Genomic DNA, 25,048 nt, shown 5'->3' on the forward strand with positions numbered 1-25,048 from the left:
AAAACGCTTGCAGGAGCCGTTGTCAGTAATGCCGGGAGATCCTCCTTGAAGGACCGCCCCTCCCGGTACTGATGATGTCGCCGAAGAAATGATAACTGGTAAACGCCAAGCAGCTTTATCCATTTGAATGCGCAGGAAAATTGTTGATCAACGAGTCCTTGTTGTTCCGCCTTGGGACGAATGTTTCAGAGCGTTCCGCAAGATAAGATTTTCTTCACAGACAGCCCATGCCAATTGGCAACGGTTCAAACCCGGAACCTGGGGTGCGGCAATTCGCGCCATCTATTCGCCACAAAGTCAGAGTGGGCGCGGCGCTCAGCGACCTGTTGTGTCAAATGATCCGTTCAGCGCCAATTCATACGAGATTGTTTACTACTTGCGTCAGCTCTGGAACGCTTTACCTTGGCGAAACGGTCGGTGGGGAATGCGGGCCGCATGGGACAACTGCCAGCGAATTGGCGTCAGCTAGAGGGGGGCAATCTCGTGATTTTGCGTGCGTTTTCGACGACGACTGCCGCCGTTTTCTACTGCCTGTTGGGGCAAACCGCATTGGCGACACCTCTCGAGACGGGCAGCATTCGTCAAGCCGTGTCTGTCGACATCCTCGACGGCACTGATGCTTCGCCGTCCAAAGACTACGATGTCGCAGATCTTGTCCCGCGGAAAACGCTCGCCGGCAAGATTCTCGCTGCGATCGCTCTGGAACGGGTTACCGGCCGGAAGCCTGATCCGAGCCGTTTTTCAGAACTCAACTGAACCGTTTCCTTGCCTGCGCGCTGACCGTACAGCGCGCTCCTCTCACGGTCAGTTCCTTCGTTCCCGCTATCTGTCGCAGCTTCCTTATGGTGCATCGTTAATTATCAAAAGCTTCCATTCGGTGGTTCGGTAGCCGTCCTCCCGCCACAGATGGTGCCACGGCACCGTCAGGGTGTCCGCTTCATCGACTGATCGTCCCTCCGGCAGCATCCGTCCCATGAACGTGTGAGCCTGCTTTTGTGGAATGTTGGCGCCCCACACGTAGGCTCGGGAGCCGCGCGACCAGTCGGCGCCTTCCGGCGTAAACGTGGGGTAGCGGCGCGTTACAATCGTCGCTTCGGGGAATTGCGAACGCAGGTTGCCCGCCAGTTCGTCATCTATGCTGATGATCGTTCCCTTGGGATCGAAGCCACGGTCCTGCATGCTTTGAGCAAGAGTTGAATACGGGATACCCCAGCGGCAGGTTTTACACACCGGATCGAGGATGAACATGTTGGCCATACGCGCGACAAAGGCGATCACGGCGATCAGGATCGCCAAGCGCGTGAAGCGCTTCACGTGCAACGGCGTGCCTGAGGCTCGCCGCGCGACGCCAAAGAGCCAAATCGTGCTCGTTATATAAAGCGGCATCAGAACGTGGACCGCCAGCCCATGGATTGCGAACGCGAGCGCTCCCACAATCGAAAGCGCGTAAGCGACCAGTGCCGTATGCAATATCCACTGTTCGAGATCGGGGGGATCTGACTTGGTCGGCGCACGGCCTAAGTCCACCCACGCGGTCGGCAAGTACCGCGGAAAAATCAGCGGCAGAATAATTATCAATGGCGAGAGGTAGGCGAGCGGGCCTCGCAGTGCATCTACGAAGCCATCAAGCGCATACTTCCAGTTGTATGGATCTGCGTTCGTCAGCCAGCGCAAGCGCCGCGGATCTGAAAGCAGCCACCAAAGATAGGGTGATGCAATTGCCACCGCGATGACCAGCGAAAGCAAAAGGGGCGCGCGGAATAGTCGTCGGCGCAGTCCCGGCTGCAGCGAAGCGGCGAGGCAGAGGCTCGCCAAAAACACCGTGTAGGCAGGCTCGGTGAGAAAGCCCAAGCCTGCGATCACGCCCAGCAGGATGAAGTTAGCGATCCCGCCGTCCTCAGCGATGCGCAGAAACACCCACAGCGTCGCAGTGACCGCGACCATAGCGCCGACTTCGTGGGTGAAGCCTTCGTGGAACCGCCAGCTGATCTGATAGATCAGCGCCAGCGACTCGACAGTCAGGATCGCAAAGAGACGGTCTTTAAATACACGCAGCGCGGATAGATACAGAAAGCCTGCCGTCGCTATGAGTGCGGTGTACTTGATAAGCAGGAAGCTCTCGATGTGCGGGCCCATGACCTGCTGCACACCCCAGAGCACCCAGTCGTATAGCGGTGGCTGGCGCGGGAAGGCGTCGTACCCAGCCTGGAGATTTTGGACGAGGATGTTGTCGACTACGTCATCTTCGCCGAGCACGTTGGACGCCAGAAGCCGGAAGCCGACATGCAGGAACGAGTAGGTGAGGACAGCGAATAGAACCAGCGCCAATCCTTGAAGCGGCCGCCGGTCCTGTTGCACGCCAACGTTTGCCGCGTTGGCCTGAGCTTCTTGCGATTGTGCCAACGAGGTCTCCCCGAACGAATTTAAGGTACCAGAACTGTAGAGCCGGTCGTTTTTCGCGCTTCGAGATCACGATGCGCGTCGGCCGCCGCGCTCAGTGGATAGGTCTGATTGACGTTAATCTTGACGTGTCCCGCCGTTACCACATCGAACAGGTCATTCGCGCACGCTTCAAGATCTTCGCGCGTCGATGTATAGGCGAACAATGATGGCCGCGTGGCAAAGAGCGAACCCTTTTGGCCGAGTAAGCCAATGTCGAAGCCGGTCACCGGGCCGGAGGCGTTGCCGAAGCTCACCCACAAGCCGCGCGGGCGAAGGCAGTCGAGCGATGCAGGGAAGGTATCCTTGCCGACGCCGTCATAGACGACATCGCAACCGCGCCCTTCGGTGATTTCCTTCACGCGATCCACAAAATTTTCTATGCGGTAGTTGATGACGTGCGTGCAGCCGTGCGCCTTGGCCAGCTCTGCCTTATCCTGTGAACCGACCGTGCCGATGATGGTGGCCCCGAGATACTTTGCCCACTGGCACGCGATAAGCCCCACGCCTCCTGCTGCCGCATGGAACAAAAGGGTCGTGTTGGCGTCGACCGGGAACGTCATGCGCAGTAGATAGCGCGCGGTCATCCCTTGAAGCATCATGGCGGCCGCCGTCTGGTCGTCGATGGAATCGGGCACCTTCACGACACGATCCGCCGGTATCAAGCGCTCCTCCGCATAAGAGCCCATTGGATTGGCGTAGGCCACGCGGTCGCCGACCTTCAGCCCCGGGACATTGGGGCCGATGGCAATCACTTCGCCAGCCCCTTCCATGCCGATCGTGGCGGGGAGATCGCCCACGGGATACAGGCCGGTGCGGTGGTAGGTATCGATGTAGTTCAGTCCGACGGCGGTATGGCGGATACGGATCTGGCCGTCCCCAGGCTCGCCGATCTCAACGGCCTCCCACTTCAGTTCTTCCGGGCCGCCGTAGGCATGAATTCGGATCGCGTGGACCATCGCTCAACTCCGCTAGGGTGTGAACAAGTGCCGTGAAACGGCTCTGCCGATTTGACTGGTCGGGCTGTTCGCAGCTTTTGGGTTACACTCCCGCCACGCACATGCCTTGACCGCGCCATTCCCGCCTTCTATGGGCTCGTGCTCAGCTTCACAAGGGGCGATGATGGCAGCATTGTGTTCGACCGGAGGGCCGGCTTCCGCCGTGAGATTATTATTGGTCGGTTTTGCTCTGATGGCGATGGCTGGCTGCGCGGGGCAAGGGCCGGGCGTGAGCTCTCCGACGGCAGGCTTATCCTGCGTCGATGACTCGCCTGATTGCGTCGCCAAGCGGCAAGCAACTCTGGAACATTTCAAGAAGGACGATCAGCGGGCCTGGATTGGGCAGTCGGCGACGCCGGAAGCCTATGCGTCAGGCGTGAGATTGTTCGCCTACAGCCAGAAGAAGAAGCAGCTGTCGTGCGATGAGCTGAAGCGGGGCAAGATTGAAGCCGATGCCGCGCCCCGGATCCTGCAAGGCGCCAGCGGCAAGCTCTCGCTCAACCAGATCTCGCGCGGCAAGATGCTGGCGCATGAAGTCTCGCGAGAACTCGGGCGCGAGATTAAGAAGAGGTGTTGAGGCGAGATATCTAGCGCCTCGCCTTGTGCAGCTAGTCGCGATCTCTCAAAACTTGGTTTTGAACGCCAAAGCCTGCCAGCTTCGGTCGGCGGCTGGAGATGGTGCGGGAGTTGACGCCGGCCCAGGAAATCTCTCCTGAAAGACGGCCGTATTCGATCTTGGGGCAACGGTTCATGACGACCTGGAGCCCGGCCGCTTCAGCCTCAGCAGCGGCAGTATCGTTGCGCACACCAATCTGCATCCAAATCACTTTGATGCCGAGCCTGTCTTTCTCCGCGATGGCCTGCCGCGTGACGTCTAGCGCATCGTCAGAATTGCGGAAGATATCGATGACATCCACCGGCGCGGGCAGATCCGCGATCGTCGTGTAGGCAAGGCGGCCCAGGATCTCTTTGCCGGCTTGGCCCGGATTGACCGGGTGAACAATGTACCCCTTGCCCAGCAGATACTTCATTGCGAAGTAGCTAGGCCGGCTTTTATTGGCGCTCGCGCCGACGAAGGCAAAGACCCGAGCCGCGGCAAGAATGCCCTCGATGTAGTCATCCGAATAGTGTTCGTCGTGATTCATGGCGCTTTCTTCGGTTTCGGTAGCTGCATGCGGCCGTTTTCATCCAGGGGACACAATGGATTGTAGGCGACTTCCCAAAGATGCCCATCGGGATCAGCGAAATAACCGGAATAGCCGCCCCTCACTTTGCGCGCGGGCTTGATGATCGTTGCCCCGCAGCTTTCAGCATGGCGTAGAGCTTCGTCGACCTCGCCTTCGCTGGAGAGATTTATTGCAAGACTTACACCGCGGAAGCCCGCCCCGTCATGCGGCACACCGGCATCCTCGGCCAGATCCTCCCGCCCGAAGACGGCCAACACGGAGCCCTCGAGTTGGAAGAAAGCAACCGACTCCTCCTCGATCCCCGCCGCCTCGAAGCCCAGCCGTTCGTAGAAGGCCCGCGCTTGGGCGACATCGGCAACGCCCAGCGTCACCAGCGTCAGTCGCTTCGGCAGCATGCCGCTTAGCATCCCTGCCAGGTTGGCGGGCGCTTCTCGAGGAATGCACCGATTCCTTCTTTCGCGTCGGCGGTCATCATGTTGCGGACCATGACGTCGGCTGCGTAGTCGTAGGCTTCCGGTAAGGACATTTCGATCTGGCGATAGAAAGCCTCCTTGCCGATCGCAACGGTGGCCGAAGACTTGGCCGCGATGCGCCGCGCCATATCGAGGGCTGTCGTCATGACATGCTCGATGGGAACGGCTTGGTTGACTAGGCCATAGTCAGCAGCCTCGGTGGCCGGCAACATCTCGCCCAGTAGCAGCATTTCCATGGCGCGCTTGCGCGGCACGTTGCGAGATAGAGCGACCATGGGTGTCGAGCAGAACAAACCGATGTTGACGCCGGGCGTGCAGAACTGCGCTTCGCGCGCGGCGACCGCCAAATCACAAGTAGCCACGAGTTGGCATCCCGCTGCGGTCGCTGTCGCGTGCACGGCGGCGATCACCGGCTTGGGGCAAGCAACAATTGTGAGCATCATGTCGGCGCAGGCTCGCATCGTCTTTTCATAGAAGGCGCGGCCGCCGTCGGGATCGTTGCGGTGGCTTGTTAATTCTTTGAGATCGTGTCCGGCACAAAAGGCTGGTCCTTCCGCCGTCAGAACGATCGCACGGACATCGGCATCGGTACCGAGCGTCTTAAATGCTGTCGTCAACTCGGCGAGCATCTCCAAGGATAAGGAATTGCGCGCCTTCGGGCGGTTCATCCGCAATATCGCAATTCCTGTTTCGGGCTTCTCGACAACGAGAAGAGATGACGTCTCGCCAGTTGCTGCGTCAGTAACGCTGGTCGAAGCGGTGTTTTGCATGCTGGCCTCCTTCACGCATTTTAGTACAGCGTTTCAGCATTTAAATTCCAACGAAAAGCGCCGGTCCTGCGAGAACCGGCGTTTCCGAAATCCCGATCCTTGCGCGGATCTAAGTGTCCGCGCGGATCTTGAGGCTATTCGAGCGACTTCTCGATTTCCTTGCGGTGCTTTTTCACCAGATCAACGTTACCGGGATATTTCAGCTCAGGCGTCGCCGCGATCGCGTCCTCGATTTCCTTGATCATATCTTTCTTTTCTTCCTCAACCAGCTTCTTGTCCGCTTTCACCTCAGCAAGCTCAGCGTCGAGCTGCTTGCGAGGATCGGAATACTCGCCAGTCTCGTCGTCAATACCGGCTAAAACGAGGGCAATGTTCGCAGCAACGTCATCAAGTTCCTCGTAGTCCTTGAAGCCGTGCTTGGCCGCGATAGCATCCAGCTCTTTCTCAAGCTTTTCATCAACGGCTGCGTTATCGCCCTTGGCATCTTCTGCAGGCGCTTCCGTGTTTGTGTCGACCTTCGCCAAGTCTCCTTGTGCCGCGATGAATTTCGAGATTTGTTCTTCCGTCAGCTCAATCTGCTGGAATTCCTGCGCCGTTGCCGCCGTGGCAAGGGTTGCGCAGGCCACAAATACCGACATTGCCATCGTTCGAATAATCGAATTGACTTGCGGCATACGCCTTCCTCCAAAAAGTTCTGCCGCACCGTCCGGCGGCATTTTTTCCCATGATCACCTCGGCCGTAAGCCAAGGTCTGCCTACATCACTCATCGACGTCGGCAGGAGACGGGGTGATGTCCCGAGTCCTGCAACCGCTGAACGCGGCTCCGGGTTCGGACCCGTCGCTTTTTTTGTTTGGAACATGTTTGCGGCAGCCGCAAGTCAGCTTACGTGCAATCCCGTCATCCTCGCTGGCTTACTTTAGTCTCTCTGTCTGCGGGGTTAGTGGCCGCGGGACACGATTGAAATTGTTCGCAGCTCAAATGTATAAGGTATCTTTATACCACAGCATGACGGTATCATGATACCTCAAACCCAAGGCATTGTATTTTCGTCATTTCTCTTGGTTCACATACCATTTTAGATTGACATGAAGCTATGATTCACGTAGTAAACGCGCATCATACAGGCGTTTCGTGCGCCCGATGCGCATGGTCCTTGGGCCATGCGCTTTGTTTTTCAACATTCCGACAGGCAGGAGTTCTGCCCCATGAAAACCTTCGTCGCCAAACCCGGCGAGGTGGACAAAAAATGGATCGTGATTGATGCGGAAGGCCTCGTCGTCGGCCGTCTCGCGGTCCTCATCGCCACCCGTCTCAAAGGCAAGCACAAAGCGCTCTACACACCGCACGTCGATTGCGGCGATAACGTTATCGTCGTCAATGCCGATAAGGTTGTGTTCACGGGACGCAAGTTCGAAGACAAGCGCTACTACTGGCACACCGGCTATCCCGGTGGCATCAAGCAGCGCAGCCCTCGCCAGATCCTTGAAGGCCGCTTCCCGGAGCGCGTTATTGAGAAGGCGGTCGAGCGCATGCTGGCGCGCGGTCCGCTTCAGCGCAAGCTCATGCGTAACCTCAAAGTCTACAAGGGTGCGACCCATCCACATGAGGCGCAGAACCCGGAAATTCTGGATGTTGCAAAACTTAGCCGCAAGAACGCGAGGGCTTTGACGCACAATGGCTGAAGAAACAAAAACCCTCGAAGATCTCGGCGCTCTAGCGACGGCTGGCGCGAGCGAGACACCCGTTCACGTGCAGAAGCTCGACCAGTATGGCCGCGCTTATGCGACCGGCAAGCGCAAGGACGCCGTCGCGCGCGTCTGGTTGAAGCCGGGTCGCGGGCAGATCACCGTCAACGACAAAGACTTCAAGGCCTATTTCGCACGGCCGGTGCTGCAGATGCTGCTTCAGCAGCCTATCAATGCCGCCGAGCGGGCTGATCAGTACGACATCATGGTTACAGTGATGGGCGGCGGGCTTTCCGGTCAGGCTGGTGCTGTTCGGCACGGCATTGCCAAGGCGCTGACCTACTACGAGCCGGAACTGCGCACCGTGCTTAAGCGCGGCGGATTCCTGACGCGTGATAGCCGTACCGTTGAACGTAAGAAGTATGGTCGTGCGAAAGCTCGCCGTAGCTTCCAGTTCTCGAAGCGCTAGCAAGCCCCCCCCCAAAGAGGGGTTCTCAGACTGGCATACGATGGCCACAGTTTTGTATGCGTGGAGCATTTTTGCCACACGCTCTTACACTGAGGTAAATGAACTCACAAATGTGCCCCAGCGCGGCTCCGCATAGCAGAGCTGCGCTGGAACGGCCGGTGGGTTGCCAGCACCTTGTATTGGCGCGGTACCGGTAACGGAGGGCCCAATGATGCAATCGAGGTGCTTTAAAAGATGGACTTTCTACTTAACGTAGATCCAATCGCAATTGCGCAGTTTATCGGCGTTGAGTTCTCGCATCTGGTGTCACCTCAGTGGTACCGGGAGAACTACGCGGCCCTGTTGCAGATCATTATGATCGACGTCGTGCTGGCGGGAGATAACGCCATCATCGTCGGCTTGGCCGCCTCACGTGTCGCGCCGGACATCCGAGGACGGGTGATCTTCTGGGGCATCGCGGGCGCCGTTGTTCTCCGAATTCTGTTTGCATCCGTCACGACCCAGATTCTCGCGATCGTCGGCCTGACGCTGGCGGGTGGCATTCTTCTCCTTTGGGTCTGCTGGAAGATGTACCGGCAGATTACCGGCGGAGAAGAGCACAACATCGACGAGATCGAGAAAAATCTCGATGCGAAGAGCACCACTGGTCCGCCCGTCAGCTTCTGGGCTGCTGTTTCGCAGATCATTGTCGCTGACATTTCCATGTCGCTCGACAACGTTCTCGCGGTTGCAGGTGCTGCGAAGGGCGAGCCGCTGGTTCTTGTTGTTGGTCTTGCGGTCGCGATCGTCTTGATGGCGCTTGCTGCTCATTTCATCGCCAGACTTCTGGTCCGCTACCCCTGGATTACCTGGATTGGTCTGCTGATCATCGTTTATGTTTCGTTGGACATGATCTATAGGGGCTCGCACGAGATTACCTGTGAGGTGTTCAATTTCGGCTGCAGCGAAGATCTGTTCAGTGCAATTCTGCACCGATTGGGCCTTGGGCCAGGCGTTAGCGGAACACCATAGGCAAACTGATTGATCGGTTACGTTTAGAAGTCATCCGTGGCGTATCCAGTGCAAGCTGGATACGCCATTTCCACACCACCTATTTCTCGGGATCTTTTTGCAGGATATGGCCAAGCAGCCGAAAGTCTTCATAGACGGTGAAGCTGGCACCACGGGTCTCCAGATCCGCGAGCGGCTCAGCGACGGTATCGATGTCGAAGTCATCAGCATTGCGCCAGAGAAGCGCAAAGACGCTGAAGCACGTCTCGACATGATGCGCGCTGCCGATGTCATTATCCTATGCCTGCCAGACGATGCTGCGCGTGAAGCCGTGTCGCTGGCAGATAATCTTGGAGACAATGCGCCCCGCATTATCGACGCCTCCAGCGCACACCGGACGGCTGACGATTGGACCTACGGTTTCGCGGAACTTGTCGGCGGGCACGCTGATCAAATTCAGAATGCTCGACGGGTGACGAACCCCGGCTGCTATCCGACAGGCGGTATCGCGCTGATCCGCCCCCTGGTCGACGCCGGGCTTATCCCTTCCGACTTTGGCATTAGCGTCAACGCTGTCTCGGGGTATTCCGGCGGCGGGCGGTCTATGATCGAAGCCTATGAAGCAGGCACGGCCGAGCCGTTCGAGCTTTATGGCCTTGGCCTATCGCACAAACACGTCCCTGAATTGATGCGGTATTCCGGCCTGACGCGCCGGCCGATCTTTGTACCGTCGGTTGGAAATTTCCGGCAGGGCATGCTCGTAAGCATCCCTCTCCATCTCGATCTGCTTCCGGGCAAACCGAGCCTGCGCGATCTCGAACTCGCTCTCACCAAGCATTATGACGGCAGCACGATCGTTTCCGTGGTGCATGAGCCGCTTGAAACGGTTGGCCAGCGCATTGGTGCGGTTGCACTCAATGGAACAGACAAGATTGAGTTGTTCGTGTTCGGCAGTGAGACGCAGAAGCAGGCCGTTCTTCTGGCGCGTTTAGACAACCTCGGCAAAGGTGCGGCGGGTGCTGCCGTTCAAAACCTGAAGCTCATGTTCGGTCTGTAGACTGTAATCCGCCTTAAGCGCGGGACGACAGTCGCGGCGGCAACCATCGCTCGTACTTTGTTCAATACAGGCGGGCGTAGAGCGTCGCCGTGTGCGTTGGGCGCATCCGCGATGTATCGACGTAGCGTGAAAGCTCACGCAAGCGCCGACGCGTGAGAGCGAAATGAACCTGGCTGCGCTGGCATTGGAAAACGCCCGCGCAATTTGGCTTCGGAACAAATGAGAGACGGTAGTGCTTCGGCATGAAAGCGCAGGCGCTCTTGCCCGATGTCAACGTCCAACAGATCATGTCGCGATTATAACCGGCGGACACCGATACCGACATTGCGGCGAGCAAAACAGCCGCAAGGACAAATACAATACGCATGTACAAATGCCTCCCGAGACGCGGCAACGAAAGCTTTTCCGCACTCGTCTTAACGGGAGGTGGGGGCAGGCACCAGTAACAGGGCCTCATTCATCAGCATATCCTGCAACGGGCGCTGCAAATGAGGCACAGTTTCAATCACTCACCGCAGTTTTCTTTGGCCCGCGGTGAGCAAACCTCTCCCGAAGATTACGCGTCAATCATTGCGCGTTGGTCCGAGTCATATTGTGGAGATGCCAAACGCAGGCCACGACGACAATCGCCGCTCCAGCCTGATGCAGCAATCCTAGCGAGATCGGAATATGCCCCGCTACGCCGGCTTCCAACAGGGTCCAGATTCCAAGTCCCGCTTGGCAGAGGAGCGCAATTACGAAGAGCCGTGACGACGCAATGATCCGTTCGTCGTCCTCACTCAATGCCAATCGGATCGCCTGATACCCTGCCAAAACGAGCAGGAGATACGCCAATGTGCGATGGATGAATTGCACTGTGGTGACGTTTTCGACGACGTTCATGTACCAGGGGCTGAGCGTACCCAGGCCATTCGGGATCAGCCGACCATCCATGAGCGGCCAAGTATTGTACGTCATGCCGGCGTTCATACCTGCCACGAATGCGCCAATGATCACCTGAACCAGTAGGAGTGCACCCATGGTGTACGCTAAGCGTCGTTGACCGGATGTCACTGTTTGAAGGCGGATGCGATCCGTGTCGCCAAGTGTGGACAGGTCGAGTACAAGCCACGTTAGAAGCGCGAGAATAACAAGCGCGGTCGTAAGGTGGAGTGCGAGCCGGTAGTGGCTGACATCAATCCGTTCCACGAGACCGGATTGAACCATGTACCAGCCGAAGAAACCTTGCAGTGCTCCCAACGCCAACAGACCCCAAAGCTTTGGCACGAGGACCGGGCGAAGGCGTCCCGTCAGCCAGAACAAGATCAGCGGGAGCGCAAACACCACGCCGATGAAGCGACCGAGGAAGCGATGGGACCATTCCCACCAATAGATGAACTTGAACTCGGCAAGAGACATGCCGTGGTTCAAGAGCTCGTATTGCGGGATCTGCTGGTACTTCGCGAAGGCATCCGCCCAATCTGCGTCATTGAGCGGCGGAATGGCGCCGAGCAGTGGCAGCCATTCGGTGATAGAAAGACCGGAGTCTGTGAGCCGTGTCGCACCGCCGACAACGATCATGGCAAATACGAGGAGCGCAACCACGATCAGCCATAGGCGCACAGCCCGATCAGAAGCCGGAATGGCTTCATGAGCTGGACGCGCGCCAATATTTGACAGGGCTGAGCGTTGCGTCATTGATCATCCTCCACAAGTCGCTAGCCTTTTGTTATGAGGCGGCACCTGCAAGATCAACGCACCAAAGGCCGCAGGCTCGTCGTCACCGGTCAAATGCCAGTGAGACGGCGCCCTCAACGCATATATGGAACGTTTTTATGACTAGCCGAACGCGGAAGCTGATCGGGGCAATCGTCTTACTCGTGTTTCTCGCGATCTACGCCTTATTGGCGCTTGCCGTCGCTATCGTTCTTCAGGTCAACACTACGAGCAAGTTTGTCGAACTCGCATTCTACGTCATCGCAGGATTGATCTGGGTTATCCCGGCTGCGTTTATCGTCTCGTGGATGTCTCGTTCGGACGATGATCTGAAGGCCGGCAACTAACGTTAAGGTTAAGCCCGGCGCCGGAAGGTCCCGATGCTCGATGCCTGCCGCGCTGCGTCGATTAGAGCGAAGGGGAGACCGGACAAGAGCGTCCGGACAAAACCGATCTCCTGGTAGTCGCCATTTAGCGAAACTCGGGGCAAAGCGGTCAGCTGCGTCGCGTGGCTCGCGTGGATGAGACCCTTGCGCGTGGTTACCGCAGTCAACATTCCCAGCTCACGCGCCAGATCAAACTCACGTTGACCCGCCGCGGCGTCGTTTCCGTAAGGGTAGCTAAAGTGGCGGCAGGGTCGGTCGAGTTCACTCTCGATCCGGGCGATGCTGCCCGCCATTTCGCGGCGTGCACGCTCGATGGGTAATTTTGCCAGAGCGTAGTGACCGGTTGTATGAGCTCCGATCGTCACCAACGGATCGGCTGCGAATTCGCGCAATTCGTCCCATGACATGACAAGGTTACGACACAGGCCTGCGGGATCATAGCCTGCGCGCTCAGCCAAGCCCGCTACAATGCTTCGCGCATCATCTTCTGCGACAGCACGGAGAGCCCAATACAGCTTGTGGAACGCTGCGTTTTTCTCAGCGTCAGTGCGTGTGGCCAACGCAAAGGTTCGACCATCGATGTCGCATCGCACCGAGGCAGCTTGACGGATGGCGCTTTCCAGGACGAGCCACCACAAGTCGCCCTTTCCATCGGCGAAGTCTTCCGGCACGTAAACGGCCATGGGAAGGTTGCGCGACTTGAAGATGGGATAGGCGAGATCCCGATTATCACGATATCCGTCGTCGAATGTGAAGCACACGAACGGTGGAGCGCCTTCGTGTTCCGAGATGCGGGCGGGGACCTCATCCAAAGAGATGATGTCGTAACCCCATTCGCGGACCTGATCGACAACGGCTTCCAGAAATTCCGGCGTTAAAGAGAGAATGCGATTTGGCGCAAAGCCTTCACCAGTATCGGGCGTTACCCGATGCAGCATAAAGATTGCGCCGATGCCGCCGGTGAGCGGCTCAGCGAGGCTGTCCGTGCGCGTTGTCCGCAACGTCCGCAACGCAGCTTGGAGGAGCTTTGTGTTGGTACGGCTCATATGCTTTTCCCGGCTCTTTGAGAGCGCACACCATGGCCCAGAAAATCAATCTGCACAGTGATTAATGCCAAACTCATAAGAAGAAAACCCGCTTCTCATCACGAAGCCTCAGGCGATGCTCGCGGCGCGCAGCGCTTGGTTCCATCGCTTCTCCGCCTTACCGCCGCGGCCCTCCATCACCTCTGTCTCATAACGCAAGAGTTCGATGTCGCTCACGGTGAAGCCCAGAAATGTTCCGTGCTCAGAGAATGCGGTGCGCCTCGTCTCCGCGTTGTCCATAATTATCGCGATATCGAAACGCCCCTGTATCGTTTCGAAAATGGCCCGCGCGGCCTGCGCGCGTGCGACGACGAGGATCTGGTCATATGCCTCATCCAGGGCATCGAGGATCATGTTGAGCTGATCGGCGTCGACGTTTCCGTCCGATGCATTCACTGCGCCGCAGGCGATGATATGTACGCCGCTATCCGGCAAACTGCGCACAACATCGCTGAACGTCACGGCCCCGCTGATCAACTCTGTAAACCCCGGCGCGCGTGACATCTGGAACGCGTCCGCTAATCCATCGCCATCGAAGCTGCCGTCGATAATGAGGGTTTGGGCTCCAGCTTCTGTCATAGCGTTCGCTGCATCACGCACAACGGCCACCGTCGTCGCTGGGTCGGCGTGACTTGCCAGGATCGTCCGCTGTCCTGTCCTCGCTGTTCCGGCGCTATGGACAAGATGTTCGGCCAGTGCATCTGGGGAGCGGAATGCAGGCGCCAAGTCGGCTGCCTCGGCTGTTTCCGGATTTGGCCTTGGGAGAGGTGGCGGACTAGCTTCGACGGGTGCTGGATCGGACGCGGCGACCACGGCGATTTCCTCACGCAACCGACGCTCGCTCTCGTCACCTTTACGCGCACCTGCCGCGAGGCCAGCCGTAATAACGATGGCCGTTCCGAGGAGAAGTGTGCCGACCATTACCAGGACGGTGTACGGCACCTTGCGTGGAAAGACGGGGACACTCGAAGGCCGTGCCAACGCGATGATCTGAGCTTCAACCGGAACGACCCCGCCGTCGGCCCGGGCACGGTTGGCTTCGAATTGTGCTTGCAGCCGCTCGAGTTCGCCGCGCTTTGCCGCGGCCCTGGCCTCGAGTTGCCGCAGCTCGACATTGTCGGCGCCGCTGTCTGCGACTTCGATTTTGACGGCGTCCAGACGTTTACGGATCGCGGCTTCCTGCTCTGCAGCGATGAACGCCTCACGGTCGAGGCCCGCTACCAGATTAGCGACCTCGGCTGATATTTGCTGTTTCACCGCGTTCAGGTCAGCGTTGAGTTGGCGGATCACTGGATGGGCCGGCTTCATTGTTGCCGAGAGCTTCAGAAGATCGCGCTCAACCGTCACCCGTTGTTGAATGAGATTCTGAATGATCGGAGAAGCTTGGACTTCCGGGATGGCCTCGGGTGCCCGTTTTGACAGCAGCTGCCGCGCCGCCTTCGCCCGTGTCTGAGCCGCAGACGTCGTTGCACTTGCCCTAGTCAGCTCGGATGCGATGTCACCAAGTTGCTGCTCATTCAGCGGCGTCTGCTGCGCGCCACTCCGCAGCAAGCCGGCTTTGGCCCGGAAGTTTGCGACCTCGGATTCGGCCTTGCTAACTTCCTCGCTGAGAGCTTCGATCCTTGGAGCCAGCGACTTCTGGACGGTGTCCGTTTCGGCGACCGTCGCTTGCGCCAATTCCTCGCGATAGGTCTCAGCAACAGTGTTGGCGACCTTGGCCGCTAGCCCCGGATCAACCGAGGTGAACTGTATGTTGATCACGCGGCTTTCCGCCGGGCTGTAAACGTCCAGCCGACTGAAGAACTCTTTTAAAGCTTCATCTTCGTCGGAGATTCCAGGACGACTACCGCCAAGACCAACCAGACGCATAACGGTATCGAGGGAATCTACCGGCCCCAACGAAGCGTTGAACTCTCTGCGGCTGTCGAGTTGCAGCTCCTTGATGACCCTCGCTGCGAGATTGCTCGAGAGCAGCGCATGGACGTGCGTGTTCACCGCTTCCTTGTCCATGCGTGAGGGTAAGGTGTCGAGGCCAGCAGTTGGATTGTTGGGATTGCTGAACGGATTGGCCGTTCCCTTGGCGACAATCGCCATCTCCGCCTGCGAGGTGTAGCGCGGTGCCATCATTGACAGCACGACATAAGTGAGGATCCCGGCGGCAAGCGTCAGCACAAGCAGCTTCGGCATGGCGCGACGCAGGGTCGCCCATAAGGCCATTAGGTCAATATCGTCTGGGGAGGCGAAGCTCTTGTCACGCATGCGGTATCCATCGGGCGATTAACGTCCAATACGTCAACGGGATTAGACCGTGCGTGAGTAAGCAATCTCTTAACCGTTCAGAAATTGAACATGAGGTGAGTCTTTCTTAACCCGGTGCGGGCTACACCCGAGCTAAACGAGTTTTATTCGACAAGGTGACAAGTGATGTCGTTGCGTCTTTCCTGTGTGCCAATGGCTTTTGCACTGCTGCTTGGCGGCTGTGCCAGCGGTCATGGCCCAGCGCCTTTCGGCGAGGACGTGCGCGCAGCTATCAGTGAGCCCGACGCCCGAGTTGAGTATGTCACTTGGGGCGAACCGACTGTTCAGCCCGGTGATTTTGCCGGTCCGCAAGCCGTTGCTGACAGCGACGGGCCTTACCTGCTCGATACCGGCGATCGATTGCGTATCTTTGTCTACGGCCAGCCAAATCTTTCGCGGATTTACGTTGTTGACCATGCCGGACGGATTTCGGTGCCACTGATCGGCAACGTCAGCGCTCGGGGGTTGACCACCGACGGCCTTACGCGGGTGATCACACGCCGGCTTGGTGCCGAATACGTGCGCGACCCGCAGGTCACGGTCGATCTGCAGCAGAACCGGCCGTTCTTTATTCTGGGCGAGGTCCGGAACGCAGGTCAGTTTCCGTACGTATCGGGCATGACCGTCGAGACGGCGATCGCGATTGCCGGCGGTTATAGCGAACGCGCAAGCACGCGCACGTTCCGTGTGACGCGTCGGATCAACGGCTTGGTCGAGCAGCTTGAGACATCCGCGGACTATGTCCTCAAGCCGGGCGACACCGTGTTCGTTTACGAGCGGTTTTTCTGAGGTTTGGAGAGCTAAAGCGTTTGAGGTGAAACAATGATGGGCTGGCCGTTACGTATCCTGCACATCCTACGCGCGCCCGTTGGCGGCCTATTCCGCCACGTCCGCGACCTCGCCCTTGAGCAGGCAGCCCTTGGTCACGAGGTCGGCGTTCTTGTTGACTCCACGAGTTGCGATGGGCTCACGGGTGACCGGCTCGTGTCACTCGAAGCGTCTCTCTCTCTTGGGCTGCATCAGACGCCCATGCCACGTTCGCCGGGACCGGGAGACCTTCCTGCTGTCCTTTTCACCCGTCGCCTCGCACGCAGCTTGGACGTCGACGTCTTACACGGACACGGCGCCAAGGGTGGACTCTATGCGCGCCTCGGCGGCCGCATCTTGCCATGGTCACGCCGCGCGCCTGTTCGGTTTTATACACCGCACGGTGGAAGTCTTCACTACTTCGGCGGCGGCCTGAAAGGCCGCGCGTACGTTTATACGGAGGCCGCCCTCGCACGGATGAGCGAAGGCGTCATTTTTGAAAGCGCCTTTGCGGAAAACATTTATACGCGCGGTGTCGCATCGGTCGGCGTTGCCCAGCGCGTCATCCCCAATGGCCTAAGCCCGGAAGACTTTGATGTTGTTGTCCCCCATGAGGATGCGGCCGAGTTTGTATTTGTCGGTGAGTTGCGCGACCTGAAGGGCGTTGACCTGCTCCTGCGCGCCCTCTCGCGGCTACGGTTTGCCAAACCGCCGCGTGCCGTGATTGCCGGCGACGGGCCGGATGCGATGCCGCTGCGTGCCCTTGCGCGCGAGCTTGGACTAGGCACGCGGGTTTCGTTCACAGGAGCTCTCCCTGCGCGGCAAGCGTTCACGATGGGGCGCGCGCTTGTTATGCCGTCACGCGCTGAGAGTCTGCCTTATGTCGCCTTGGAAGCTGCCGCCGCGGGGTTGCCGCTGATCGCCAGCAATGTCGGCGGCATGCCCGAGATCGTTCGCGGAAGCGCCACACGCCTCGTAGCTCCAGATAACGTCGAGGCGTTGGCCTGCGCCATGGCGGCAACACTGGACGATATGGAAGATTCACGTAGCCGCGCAATCCAGCTACGCGGCCTCGTTGCTCAACGCTTCACCGTCGCCAAAATGACAGGTGCGGTTCTCGACTTCTATCGTGAACAATTGATACGCACGGCCATGTTCGATGTGCCAGATCGAGTCGCGTTGTCAGATGATCTTTACCCTAATCGATAACGTTGACGCGGACTCCGGTATCAGCGGCTGCTATGGCACAATCACTGCTTGCCTTCAGGGCAGTTGTCCAAATTGGGACAATGCCCAGAAGAGAAGATCATGTCCAAGTCTGTTGCCCGCGTTTGCACCGATACACCAGTCACCACGCTCAAAGCGCCGCGTTTATGGGATTTTTCAGTAGACGCAAAGTCGCCGCTGATCTCCGCTAACGTTGTCAGCGATAGCGTACGCTTCATCGAGTTCACGTTGTGCGCTCTGACGGGGCTCATTGTTGCAGCGGCATATGTCTCAGATTTGAACACCGCCATGCACGCGAGCTATCTGATCGCTGCTTTTGCGACAGCTGGTATCTCCATTTTAAGTTTTCACTACCTGGGTTTGTATCGAATTGACCGGTTGGTCGCCGGCGTCCGCAATTTGCCGCGTATCGCTTTGGGATGGATGGTTGCGTTTGCATTTCTTGCGGCTGGTTTGTTCTTCGCAAAGCTGGGTGGCGAATTTTCCCGCTTTTGGATGGCCGCTTGGTTTGTCGCCGGTGGCGCACTCCTTATTGCCGAACGGCTCGTTGTCGCTTCGCTCGCACAGAGCTGGCATCGTAGCGGCCGCCTTAGCCGTCGTGCCATTATTTACGGAACAGGTCCCGTTACGGAAGCGGCGATTGCTCAGCTTGAGGACGACCTGAATAGCGATATCCGGATCTGTGGTCTGTTTGATGAGCGCGGTGACGGTCGTGCGCCGTTGAGCACGAATGGCTATCCCCTGCTGGGTAAACTGCAAGATCTCGTGCAATTCACACGCTCGACACGGGTTGACCTGATCATTGTTGCACTGCCGATCACGGCAGAGGCACGCATCGACCAACTCCTGACCGAGCTCTCTCAGCTTCCCGTCGATATCAAGATGCCGGCTGGCGCCTCGCGGCTGCGCTTTGCGCCGCACGCGTACTCGCGGATTGGCGACGTGGCCATGATCGACCTTATGGATAAACCGATTGCAGCCTGGGGCGGCATCGCGAAATCTGTGTTCGACAAGGTGATCGCCGTTGCGGCTCTTGTCGCCTTGGCCCCGGTCATGGCTGCGGTGGCAATCGCCATCAAGCTCGACAGCCGCGGCCCCGTGCTGTTCCGCCAGAAGCGCTATGGCTTCAACAACGAGTTGATCGAAGTTTTCAAGTTCCGCTCGATGTACACTGACCTTTGCGATGCGACAGCGAGCAAGCTCGTCACGAAGGGGGATCCGCGTGTTACCCGCGTCGGCCGCTTCATTCGCAAGTCGAGCCTTGATGAACTTCCGCAGCTGTTCAACGTGCTAAAGGGCGAGCTTTCGCTCGTCGGGCCGCGTCCCCATGCATTGTCTGCAAAGGCTGGGACCGAACTCTACGACGACGTCGTGAAGGGCTATTTTGCCCGACACAAAGTCAAACCGGGCATCACCGGATGGGCTCAGATCCATGGCTGGCGGGGTGAGACCGATACTGAGCTCAAGATCGTCAAGCGCGTCGAGCATGACATCTATTACATCGAGAACTGGTCGGTATTTTTGGACCTCTACATCCTCGCTAAGACGCCGTTTTCGCTTATCAAAACCGAAAACGCATACTGAGGATCTGGTTAGGTATTGTAGAGCGTATTCATGGCACCCGCAGACGCAGCGTTTATCGGCAGAAGGCCGCTCCCACAGTCGCTACGTTTCGCGCCTAAGGAGCGGTCTGCGAGCGTCGTTCATAAGTTATCTCTCGTCTGCGTCTGGCTCGCGATCGGCAGCAGCGGGCTGGTGTTTAGTGAGCCTGCGCCGGTCGATGCGCTTATGATGGGGCTCATCGTGCTTCTTCCGGTCGTCGGCTTGGTGAGGACTACGCCGGTTCTCGTGCTCTATCTGTCAGCATGGCTGTTTGTGGCGGCAGGCGGATACATATCTTCTGCGACCATTCCGGATATCCAGGCCTCAGTTACCTTCACGACGATCTCGCTCTACCTGAGCCTCGCCTCGTTCGTCTTCGCTGGCTTTGTTGCCAAGCGTCCGGATGCCCACACACGTCTCATCCTGAATGCCTGGACTTGTGCCGCGTTGGTGGCCGCCTGCGCGGCTATTGTCGGCTATTTCTCCGTCATGCCGGGCGCCTATGATCTCTTCACGAAGTACGGCCGCGCCGCCGGAACCTTCAAGGATCCGAACGTGTTCGGCGCGTTTCTGGTTGCGCCTGCCTTGTACATGCTGCACCTCGTGATCAATCGCCCGCTCCGCTCGGCAATTGTACCGCTCGCTATCGCGGGAATTCTGGCGCTCGCCATTCTTCTCAGCTTTTCCCGAGGTGCTTGGGTTAACCTCGCGATTGCCGTTCTCATCTTCGGGTATCTGGCCTTTGTCACGGCGCCGACCAGCGGCCAGCGCGCCCGCGTCATCCTGCTTGGCTCAGCAGGCGTGGCTGCTCTCATCGCCATCGTAGCCGTCGCCGCTCAGTTCGATGGCGTTTCAGACCTTCTCAGCCAACGCGCCAGCCTCAGCCAGAGCTACGATTCCGGCCCAGACGGGCGCTTTGGCGGACAGGCGAAAGCGCTCAAGCTCATCGCTGAAAAGCCATTGGGTATCGGCGCCTTGACGTTCAGCACGCAATACCACCGTGAGGAAGTGCACAACGTCTATCTGAGCATCTTTCTCAATGCCGGATGGCTTGGCGGTAGCGTTTACTGGCTCATTGTTGCTGTTACAGCCGCATTTGGGCTGCGCCACGCCGCGCGCAAAAGCGAAATGCGACCGCTATTCCTAGTGATCTATGCCGCCTTTCTGGCAACCATTCTGGAAGGTATTATTATTGATACTGATCACTGGCGGCACTTTTACCTGCTCACAGGTATGACGTGGGGGTTGATGGCCGTGGGACGAGGGCACTGCGCGTCTGATATCAGCAACAGGCGCTCACTTGATCATCCATAATTCGGAAAACATACCGTTTTACGGGACTTTCTGAGGTATACTCATCCAACCGGAGATATCGGAAGGGGGCCGGTCCGAGCAGATAGTTACAATTTAACTTAATGCTCAGACATGCCTTTCATACTGTCTTAAACATGTGTTTGCCCGGATTGACTTATGGCCTCGTACAGATCGCGCATCGACATTGAGCCCCTGCGGGCGTCGACCGGTCGCCCAGATGTGGAGGCCGAACGCGCGCTTGCAGCATTGTGCGAAGTTGCCTCCAACATCAGCGGATGTCCCCTCGCAGCCATTTCGTTGGTTGATTCCGACCGAGAGCACTTCGTTACGGGTGTCGGCCTCGATGCGCTGGCGCACCCGCGCAAGAACCCGTTTTGCGCTTATACGCTTACTAATCGCGGCAGGACGTTCGTCGTTGGCAATGCGGCGAAAGACGAGAGATTTCGTGCAAGCGCGTGGGTCCGTCACGATCCCAACATTCGATTTTATGCCGGACTTCTTTTGGAAACCGGCGCTGAAAATGGCGCTGCGATCCTTTGTGTGATGGATACGCGGCCTCGGCGTTTGTCTGCCGCAGCGCTGTCGGTTTTGCAGCGTCTGGCCGAAACGGCTTCCGGCATCCTGAAACTCCGCCAACAGGCCAACCGTTCGCCCAAAAGCCGTCCAGTTCCTGCGGCACCGACAATGAAGTCCGCTGCACTTGTTGGAAGGGCCTCTCAAGCCCCAGAGACGAAAGATCGTCCAGCGCCTCGTCCGCGTGCCGCGCGCGCTCAAATTTCCCGCGCGCTGAGCGACGGTGAGTTCGTTCCTTTCTACCAGCCGACTGTGGAGTTGAAGTGGGGCCGCACCGTCGGCTTCGAGGTCCTGGCCCGCTGGAAGCACCCAACGCGCGGCCTGCTCGCTCCTAAAGACTTTAACCAGGCAATTTCGGATCGCTCACTCACGCCTCTTTTGACGCGTGCGATGTTGAATTCCGCGTTGAAGGACTACGCTGTGTGGCGCGCGCAGGGCCTTGCACCCGGACGTCTTGCCATTAACGTCACATCTGCAGACCTCATGAATAAGCGCTTTGCCGACGAAATCAGCAAAGCGCTCGATATGTACCGCTTTAACCCACGTGACCTCGTCGTTGAAGCGACGGAAGGCATCGCGATGGGGGCACCTGAAGGCCAGATCCATAAGAGCCTTTCGGAACTCCGCAGCCAGGGCATTCACATCGCGTTGGACGACTTCGGCACCGGCTTCGCAAGCCTTCAGCATCTTCGCAACTGGCCGATCGATGGCTTAAAGCTTGACCGCGGCTTCGTGCGCAACTGCCTTTCGAATAAAGAAGACCAGATCATCATTCGCGGGATCGTTCAGATGTGTCGCGCGCTTCGGCTGAGTATTGTCGCCGAAGGTATCGAAACCAATGCGCAGTACCTTTTCCTGGCGAATGTCGGTTGTGACTATGGCCAGGGCTTTTATTTCTCAAAGCCTATACCGGCTGCTAATGTCCCGAATTTACTGAACGGTGCCTTTGCCTCGTCGGCCGATCTCATGCCGAAAGCCGTCAAGATACCTTGAGCATTGGCGAAGATATTCTTAATTTATGTATTTCCATTGGTTATCCTATTTTCTTTCAAAATTTGTTGAAGTTCGAATTGAAAGACCAGAAGAGATTGGTCATCAAATATTCTCAATGCCCATGCCCCTAACGTCGCGACGTTCGTTTCGTCAGTAGGCGACCGGTTGTCGGCTACTCGATTACAATAGTGCTTGGCACGGTGTGATCTTCGTTGAGATAATGGTACCGCACTTCCGCGCTCTGTTTTGCGCGCGGAACGCAATGACTGATTCAACTGGGCAGACGGGATGTCTCAAGGAAGCGAGTACCGCTCGCGATCGCTCACCGCTCATCTCGTCGGCTTCGCTCTGGCGCTGGTAGCACCGCTCCTGCTTTTCGCAGCACTCGGTGCCATGGTGTTCACGCGTGCAGAGATGTCGGCCAATGAGGAACGCCTGAAGCGTCTATCGGTTGATGTCACCAATGACGTTGATCGCGAGATTAAGGGCTTTGTGACTTTGCTCAGCGCGCTGGCGCTCTCTGAAAGTCTCGCGCAGGATGATTACGCAGCGTTTCATGCGCAGACTAAGGCTGCCCTGCGTCATGCTCGTACATATGTCCTCCTGTTGGACACATCGCTGAAGCCCATCGTCGATACGCGCGTGCCTTACGGGGCACCATCTCCACGTCCCTTCGATCGCAACGTCGCACGTCATGTTGGTGAGACTCCGGGAGTTCATGTGTCCGGACTCGTTGGTATGGGCGCGCCCGGTGATGGAGATGCCATCGTCATAGGACTTCCCGTGATGCGGGATGGCGCTCTGCATTGTATCCTTATGATGACGATTACGACTGCGCGCGTGCACGAGACCATCGCTACGACTGCTTTACCTACCGGGTGGGCGATCGCAGTAGCGGACAAGAAAGGAGAGGTCATCTCCCGCTCCCCCGATGACGGGAGCGGGCCGGACATTGACCTTGTGAGGCATCCCGCCGGCGTCATGGTGGAGAGGCGAGATACGGATGGGGTTACCCGTCTTGAGATGCAGGACACCTCTACCCTGACTGGCTGGCGTACGATCATCAGCGCGCCCAAAAATTTGCTTGAAGCTTCGCTTTGGCAATCGCTCGGCTGGCTTGCGTCCGCCGCCGTTCTCGCCGGCATCCTGACGACGCTTCTTGCGATATTGGTGGGACGGCGTATGGCTCGATCAATGGGGCGTGTTACGCTCGCGACACGCAAGCTCGCGTCCGGCGGTGTCGTTGAGGCAGAAGGCTTACCACTTACCGAAGCCGATCAGGTCATGAAAACGTTGAGCCTCGCTTCGATGCTGATCCATGAACGTACGGAAGCGTTGAAGATCAGCGAGGAACGCTCGCGAGAACAGGTTGAGCACATCAAGATGCTGATGCGTGAGCTTGCGCATCGCAACAAGAACCAGCTTGCCGTTATCCAATCCATGGCCCGCCAAGTCGGCAAGGGCAGCGCGAGTATCGACGACTTCCTCGATGGCTTTACGTCGCGCCTGCATTCCATGATTCAGTCTCAGGAACTCGTATTCGGTCGAGACCGTGGCGACGCTCCTCTCGCGCGGCTCATTCGCGAACAACTTAAGCCCTTTACTGACGTGGAGGATGGCGGGCGCGTCGTCATAGAAGGGCCAGAGGTCTCATTGACGGCGGATGCCGCCCAGACCATAGGCCTAGCGCTCCACGAACTAGCAACGAACGCGACGAAGTATGGCGCCCTTCGTGGTCAGGAAGGGACAGTCTACATCGACTGGTCTCTTCCTAATGAAAACAATGTGGGCTTGCGCCTGAGCTGGCGCGAAAGCAACGGTCCGGACGTTGAGCAACCGCAGCGATGGGGCTTCGGGCGTATAGTCATCGAACGGCTTGCAGCTCAGACACTCGATGGAAAAGTCGTTTATGAGTTTCCTTCGACCGGCGTGGTGTGGATACTGGAAGCGCCGCATACTGTCATTGCACCATCCCACCATCTCAAGCGGCGCATCTCCTAACCTGGCAAAGAGGGCCGGATAGACCGTGAGCGATAAACCTGTTCTTTGGATCACCCGCAAACTTTCGCCAGCTACGGAAGCGCGCGCCGCACGCGACTATGAAGTTCGGCTCAATCCCGAGGATCGGGTTTATTCCGGCGATGAGATCGTCGCCATGAGCAGTGAGATTGACGCGATCCTCCCGTGCCATTCAGAGATCTTTTCTGCGGACGTAGCCTCCCGGCTTTCCGATCGCGTCAAGATCATTGCCAACCACTCCGTAGGCGTCGACCACTGCGATCTTGCAGCACTCAAAGCGCGTGGGATTGTCGTCACCAACACGCCCGACGTTCTCTCGCAAGCGACGGCTGAAATCGCCACTTTGCTGATGCTGGCCGCGGCACGGCGCGCAGGAGAAGGCGACCGGCTCGTGCGTTCCGGGCAATGGACGAGCTGGAGCCCGTCCTTCATGGTCGGAACCCAACTTACCGGCAAACGACTTGGGATCGTTGGCATGGGCCGCGTCGGACTTGCCTTTGCGCACATGGTCAAAGGCTTCGACATGGAGCTTCACTACTACAATCGGCGTCGTCTGCCGCCGGAAAAGGAAATGAATGGCGTCTATCATGAAACAGTCGAACAGCTGTTAGGACACTGCGACGTCGTTTCCCTTCACTGCCCCGCGAGTCCCGAAACGCTCAACCTGATGAACAGCGCACGGCTCTCGCTGCTGCCGGACGGCGCCATTCTCGTCAACACGGCCCGTGGTAGCCTTGTCGATGAGGCGGCCCTCATTGACGCATTGAAATCAGGGAAACTGGCAGCAGCTGGTCTCGATGTTTTTCAACGCGAGCCCGGAGGCAATCCAGAGCTGTCGAAACTCGACAACGTTTTCATGTTACCGCACATCGGCAGCGCGACGCGCGAAACGCGAGATGCGATGGGCTTTCGCGCCCTGGACAATCTGGATGCCTTTTTCTCAGGTCATGAGCCAAGTGACCGGCTTGTGTAACTCAGC

24 protein-coding genes are annotated in these 25,048 nt (G+C 58.0%); 14 read left to right on the forward strand and 10 right to left on the reverse strand.

What is annotated here, in order from left to right:
• The first annotated feature begins 435 nt into the window (after nucleotides 1-435).
• A complete protein-coding gene (locus K5845_RS09260) occupies nucleotides 436-756 on the forward strand; it encodes a hypothetical protein (protein WP_046479036.1) in 321 nt (106 codons plus the stop codon).
• Nucleotides 757-840: 84 nt separating this feature from the next.
• Here the strand turns inward: K5845_RS09260 and K5845_RS09265 are convergent, their stop codons facing one another.
• The gene (locus tag K5845_RS09265) at nucleotides 841-2,403 is read right to left on the reverse strand and encodes an ArnT family glycosyltransferase (RefSeq protein WP_287958851.1); all 1,563 of its coding nucleotides are present in this window, start codon (nucleotides 2,401-2,403) and stop codon (nucleotides 841-843) included.
• Nucleotides 2,404-2,423: 20 nt separating this feature from the next.
• Nucleotides 2,424-3,398 (reverse strand): quinone oxidoreductase family protein, encoded by a 975-nt coding sequence (locus tag K5845_RS09270; protein ID WP_287958852.1) that lies wholly within the window; start codon nucleotides 3,396-3,398, stop codon nucleotides 2,424-2,426.
• A gap of 202 nt (nucleotides 3,399-3,600) precedes the next feature.
• On the opposite strand from K5845_RS09270, the gene K5845_RS09275 reads away from it, so the two are divergent.
• A complete protein-coding gene (locus tag K5845_RS09275; protein WP_139165341.1) occupies nucleotides 3,601-4,014 on the forward strand; it encodes a hypothetical protein in 414 nt (137 codons plus the stop codon).
• Nucleotides 4,015-4,045: 31 nt separating this feature from the next.
• Here the strand turns inward: K5845_RS09275 and K5845_RS09280 are convergent, their stop codons facing one another.
• From K5845_RS09280 to K5845_RS09295, 4 genes are all read right to left on the reverse strand, one after another.
• Nucleotides 4,046-4,582, reverse strand: coding sequence for a CoA-binding protein (locus K5845_RS09280; RefSeq protein WP_287958853.1), 537 nt, complete (start codon nucleotides 4,580-4,582; stop codon nucleotides 4,046-4,048).
• On the reverse strand, nucleotides 4,579-5,019 hold the full coding sequence (locus K5845_RS09285; RefSeq protein ID WP_287958854.1) for a VOC family protein: 441 nt from the start codon (nucleotides 5,017-5,019) through the stop codon (nucleotides 4,579-4,581). Before K5845_RS09285 ends, K5845_RS09280 begins: the two co-directional genes overlap by 4 nt.
• 5 nt (nucleotides 5,020-5,024) lie before the next feature.
• Nucleotides 5,025-5,867, reverse strand: coding sequence for an enoyl-CoA hydratase (locus K5845_RS09290; RefSeq protein WP_046479042.1), 843 nt, complete (start codon nucleotides 5,865-5,867; stop codon nucleotides 5,025-5,027).
• A gap of 134 nt (nucleotides 5,868-6,001) precedes the next feature.
• Nucleotides 6,002-6,541 carry a hypothetical protein gene (locus K5845_RS09295; protein WP_052743915.1) on the reverse strand — a complete coding sequence of 180 codons (540 nt, stop codon included), beginning with the start codon at nucleotides 6,539-6,541 and terminating at the stop codon, nucleotides 6,002-6,004.
• Nucleotides 6,542-7,074: 533 nt separating this feature from the next.
• Between K5845_RS09295 and rplM the strand changes: the two genes are divergently transcribed.
• The 4 genes from rplM (at nucleotide 7,075) to argC (ending at nucleotide 10,070) form a co-directional block, all read left to right on the forward strand.
• Entirely contained in the window at nucleotides 7,075-7,551 is a 477-nt protein-coding gene (rplM, locus tag K5845_RS09300) for a 50S ribosomal protein L13 (protein ID WP_090228951.1), read from the forward strand.
• Entirely contained in the window at nucleotides 7,544-8,023 is a 480-nt protein-coding gene (gene rpsI, locus K5845_RS09305) for a 30S ribosomal protein S9 (RefSeq protein WP_090228948.1), read from the forward strand. The genes rplM and rpsI overlap by 8 nt, the downstream gene beginning before the upstream one ends.
• Before the next feature lie 234 nt (nucleotides 8,024-8,257).
• On the forward strand, nucleotides 8,258-9,034 hold the full coding sequence (locus K5845_RS09310; protein WP_287958855.1) for a TerC family protein: 777 nt from the start codon (nucleotides 8,258-8,260) through the stop codon (nucleotides 9,032-9,034).
• Between the two features lie 106 nt (nucleotides 9,035-9,140).
• Entirely contained in the window at nucleotides 9,141-10,070 is a 930-nt protein-coding gene (gene argC / locus K5845_RS09315) for an N-acetyl-gamma-glutamyl-phosphate reductase (protein ID WP_046479046.1), read from the forward strand.
• Nucleotides 10,071-10,131: 61 nt separating this feature from the next.
• On the opposite strand, the gene K5845_RS09320 is transcribed toward argC, so the two are convergent.
• Complete coding sequence (locus K5845_RS09320; RefSeq protein WP_046479047.1) at nucleotides 10,132-10,437, reverse strand: hypothetical protein; 306 nt, start codon at nucleotides 10,435-10,437, stop codon at nucleotides 10,132-10,134.
• Nucleotides 10,438-10,637: 200 nt separating this feature from the next.
• Nucleotides 10,638-11,747, reverse strand: a complete 1,110-nt coding sequence (locus K5845_RS09325) for a COX15/CtaA family protein (protein WP_046479048.1) — start codon at nucleotides 11,745-11,747, stop codon at nucleotides 10,638-10,640.
• A gap of 137 nt (nucleotides 11,748-11,884) precedes the next feature.
• Between K5845_RS09325 and K5845_RS09330 the strand changes: the two genes are divergently transcribed.
• A complete protein-coding gene (locus tag K5845_RS09330; protein ID WP_046479049.1) occupies nucleotides 11,885-12,112 on the forward strand; it encodes a DUF2842 domain-containing protein in 228 nt (75 codons plus the stop codon).
• 8 nt (nucleotides 12,113-12,120) lie between these two features.
• Here K5845_RS09330 and K5845_RS09335 read toward each other — a convergent pair whose 3' ends face one another.
• Entirely contained in the window at nucleotides 12,121-13,197 is a 1,077-nt protein-coding gene (locus K5845_RS09335; protein ID WP_287958856.1) for a polysaccharide deacetylase family protein, read from the reverse strand.
• A 108-nt stretch (nucleotides 13,198-13,305) separates the two neighbouring features.
• Nucleotides 13,306-15,495 carry a GumC family protein gene (locus tag K5845_RS09340; protein ID WP_287958857.1) on the reverse strand — a complete coding sequence of 730 codons (2,190 nt, stop codon included), beginning with the start codon at nucleotides 15,493-15,495 and terminating at the stop codon, nucleotides 13,306-13,308.
• Between the two features lie 165 nt (nucleotides 15,496-15,660).
• On the opposite strand from K5845_RS09340, the gene K5845_RS09345 reads away from it, so the two are divergent.
• The 7 genes from K5845_RS09345 to K5845_RS09375 all read left to right on the forward strand — a co-directional run bounded on the left by K5845_RS09345 (nucleotide 15,661) and on the right by K5845_RS09375 (nucleotide 25,042).
• Nucleotides 15,661-16,323, forward strand: a complete 663-nt coding sequence (locus K5845_RS09345) for a polysaccharide biosynthesis/export family protein (protein WP_046479052.1) — start codon at nucleotides 15,661-15,663, stop codon at nucleotides 16,321-16,323.
• Nucleotides 16,324-16,356: 33 nt separating this feature from the next.
• A complete protein-coding gene (locus K5845_RS09350; RefSeq protein WP_287958858.1) occupies nucleotides 16,357-17,550 on the forward strand; it encodes a glycosyltransferase family 4 protein in 1,194 nt (397 codons plus the stop codon).
• A 99-nt stretch (nucleotides 17,551-17,649) separates the two neighbouring features.
• On the forward strand, nucleotides 17,650-19,152 hold the full coding sequence (locus tag K5845_RS09355; RefSeq protein ID WP_046479053.1) for an undecaprenyl-phosphate glucose phosphotransferase: 1,503 nt from the start codon (nucleotides 17,650-17,652) through the stop codon (nucleotides 19,150-19,152).
• A gap of 30 nt (nucleotides 19,153-19,182) precedes the next feature.
• Nucleotides 19,183-20,484 (forward strand): O-antigen ligase family protein, encoded by a 1,302-nt coding sequence (locus K5845_RS09360; protein ID WP_090228930.1) that lies wholly within the window; start codon nucleotides 19,183-19,185, stop codon nucleotides 20,482-20,484.
• Nucleotides 20,485-20,640: 156 nt separating this feature from the next.
• The gene (locus tag K5845_RS09365) at nucleotides 20,641-22,050 is read left to right on the forward strand and encodes a sensor domain-containing phosphodiesterase (RefSeq protein WP_287958859.1); all 1,410 of its coding nucleotides are present in this window, start codon (nucleotides 20,641-20,643) and stop codon (nucleotides 22,048-22,050) included.
• A 288-nt stretch (nucleotides 22,051-22,338) separates the two neighbouring features.
• Nucleotides 22,339-24,051 carry a sensor histidine kinase gene (locus tag K5845_RS09370; protein WP_046479054.1) on the forward strand — a complete coding sequence of 571 codons (1,713 nt, stop codon included), beginning with the start codon at nucleotides 22,339-22,341 and terminating at the stop codon, nucleotides 24,049-24,051.
• 25 nt (nucleotides 24,052-24,076) lie between these two features.
• Nucleotides 24,077-25,042, forward strand: coding sequence for a 2-hydroxyacid dehydrogenase (locus K5845_RS09375; RefSeq protein ID WP_287958860.1), 966 nt, complete (start codon nucleotides 24,077-24,079; stop codon nucleotides 25,040-25,042).
• Nucleotides 25,043-25,048: the final 6 nt, after the last annotated feature.

Source organism: Filomicrobium sp. (assembly GCF_025698805.1).
GTDB lineage: Bacteria > Pseudomonadota > Alphaproteobacteria > Rhizobiales > Hyphomicrobiaceae > Filomicrobium > Filomicrobium insigne.

Coding starts and splice junctions, on each gene's coding strand:
- K5845_RS09260 (WP_046479036.1), top strand. CDS start 436: ATGGGACAACTGCCAGCGAATTGGCGTCAGCTAGAGGGGGGCAATCTC.
- K5845_RS09270 (WP_287958852.1), bottom strand. CDS start 3,398: ATGGTCCACGCGATCCGAATTCATGCCTACGGCGGCCCGGAAGAACTG.
- K5845_RS09280 (WP_287958853.1), bottom strand. CDS start 4,582: ATGAATCACGACGAACACTATTCGGATGACTACATCGAGGGCATTCTT.
- K5845_RS09285 (WP_287958854.1), bottom strand. CDS start 5,019: ATGCTGCCGAAGCGACTGACGCTGGTGACGCTGGGCGTTGCCGATGTC.
- K5845_RS09290 (WP_046479042.1), bottom strand. CDS start 5,867: ATGCAAAACACCGCTTCGACCAGCGTTACTGACGCAGCAACTGGCGAG.
- K5845_RS09295 (WP_052743915.1), bottom strand. CDS start 6,541: ATGCCGCAAGTCAATTCGATTATTCGAACGATGGCAATGTCGGTATTT.
- rplM (WP_090228951.1), top strand. CDS start 7,075: ATGAAAACCTTCGTCGCCAAACCCGGCGAGGTGGACAAAAAATGGATC.
- rpsI (WP_090228948.1), top strand. CDS start 7,544: ATGGCTGAAGAAACAAAAACCCTCGAAGATCTCGGCGCTCTAGCGACG.
- K5845_RS09310 (WP_287958855.1), top strand. CDS start 8,258: ATGGACTTTCTACTTAACGTAGATCCAATCGCAATTGCGCAGTTTATC.
- argC (WP_046479046.1), top strand. CDS start 9,141: ATGGCCAAGCAGCCGAAAGTCTTCATAGACGGTGAAGCTGGCACCACG.
- K5845_RS09320 (WP_046479047.1), bottom strand. CDS start 10,437: ATGCGTATTGTATTTGTCCTTGCGGCTGTTTTGCTCGCCGCAATGTCG.
- K5845_RS09325 (WP_046479048.1), bottom strand. CDS start 11,747: ATGACGCAACGCTCAGCCCTGTCAAATATTGGCGCGCGTCCAGCTCAT.
- K5845_RS09330 (WP_046479049.1), top strand. CDS start 11,885: ATGACTAGCCGAACGCGGAAGCTGATCGGGGCAATCGTCTTACTCGTG.
- K5845_RS09335 (WP_287958856.1), bottom strand. CDS start 13,197: ATGAGCCGTACCAACACAAAGCTCCTCCAAGCTGCGTTGCGGACGTTG.
- K5845_RS09340 (WP_287958857.1), bottom strand. CDS start 15,495: ATGCGTGACAAGAGCTTCGCCTCCCCAGACGATATTGACCTAATGGCC.
- K5845_RS09345 (WP_046479052.1), top strand. CDS start 15,661: ATGTCGTTGCGTCTTTCCTGTGTGCCAATGGCTTTTGCACTGCTGCTT.
- K5845_RS09350 (WP_287958858.1), top strand. CDS start 16,357: ATGATGGGCTGGCCGTTACGTATCCTGCACATCCTACGCGCGCCCGTT.
- K5845_RS09355 (WP_046479053.1), top strand. CDS start 17,650: ATGTCCAAGTCTGTTGCCCGCGTTTGCACCGATACACCAGTCACCACG.
- K5845_RS09360 (WP_090228930.1), top strand. CDS start 19,183: ATGGCACCCGCAGACGCAGCGTTTATCGGCAGAAGGCCGCTCCCACAG.
- K5845_RS09365 (WP_287958859.1), top strand. CDS start 20,641: ATGGCCTCGTACAGATCGCGCATCGACATTGAGCCCCTGCGGGCGTCG.
- K5845_RS09370 (WP_046479054.1), top strand. CDS start 22,339: ATGTCTCAAGGAAGCGAGTACCGCTCGCGATCGCTCACCGCTCATCTC.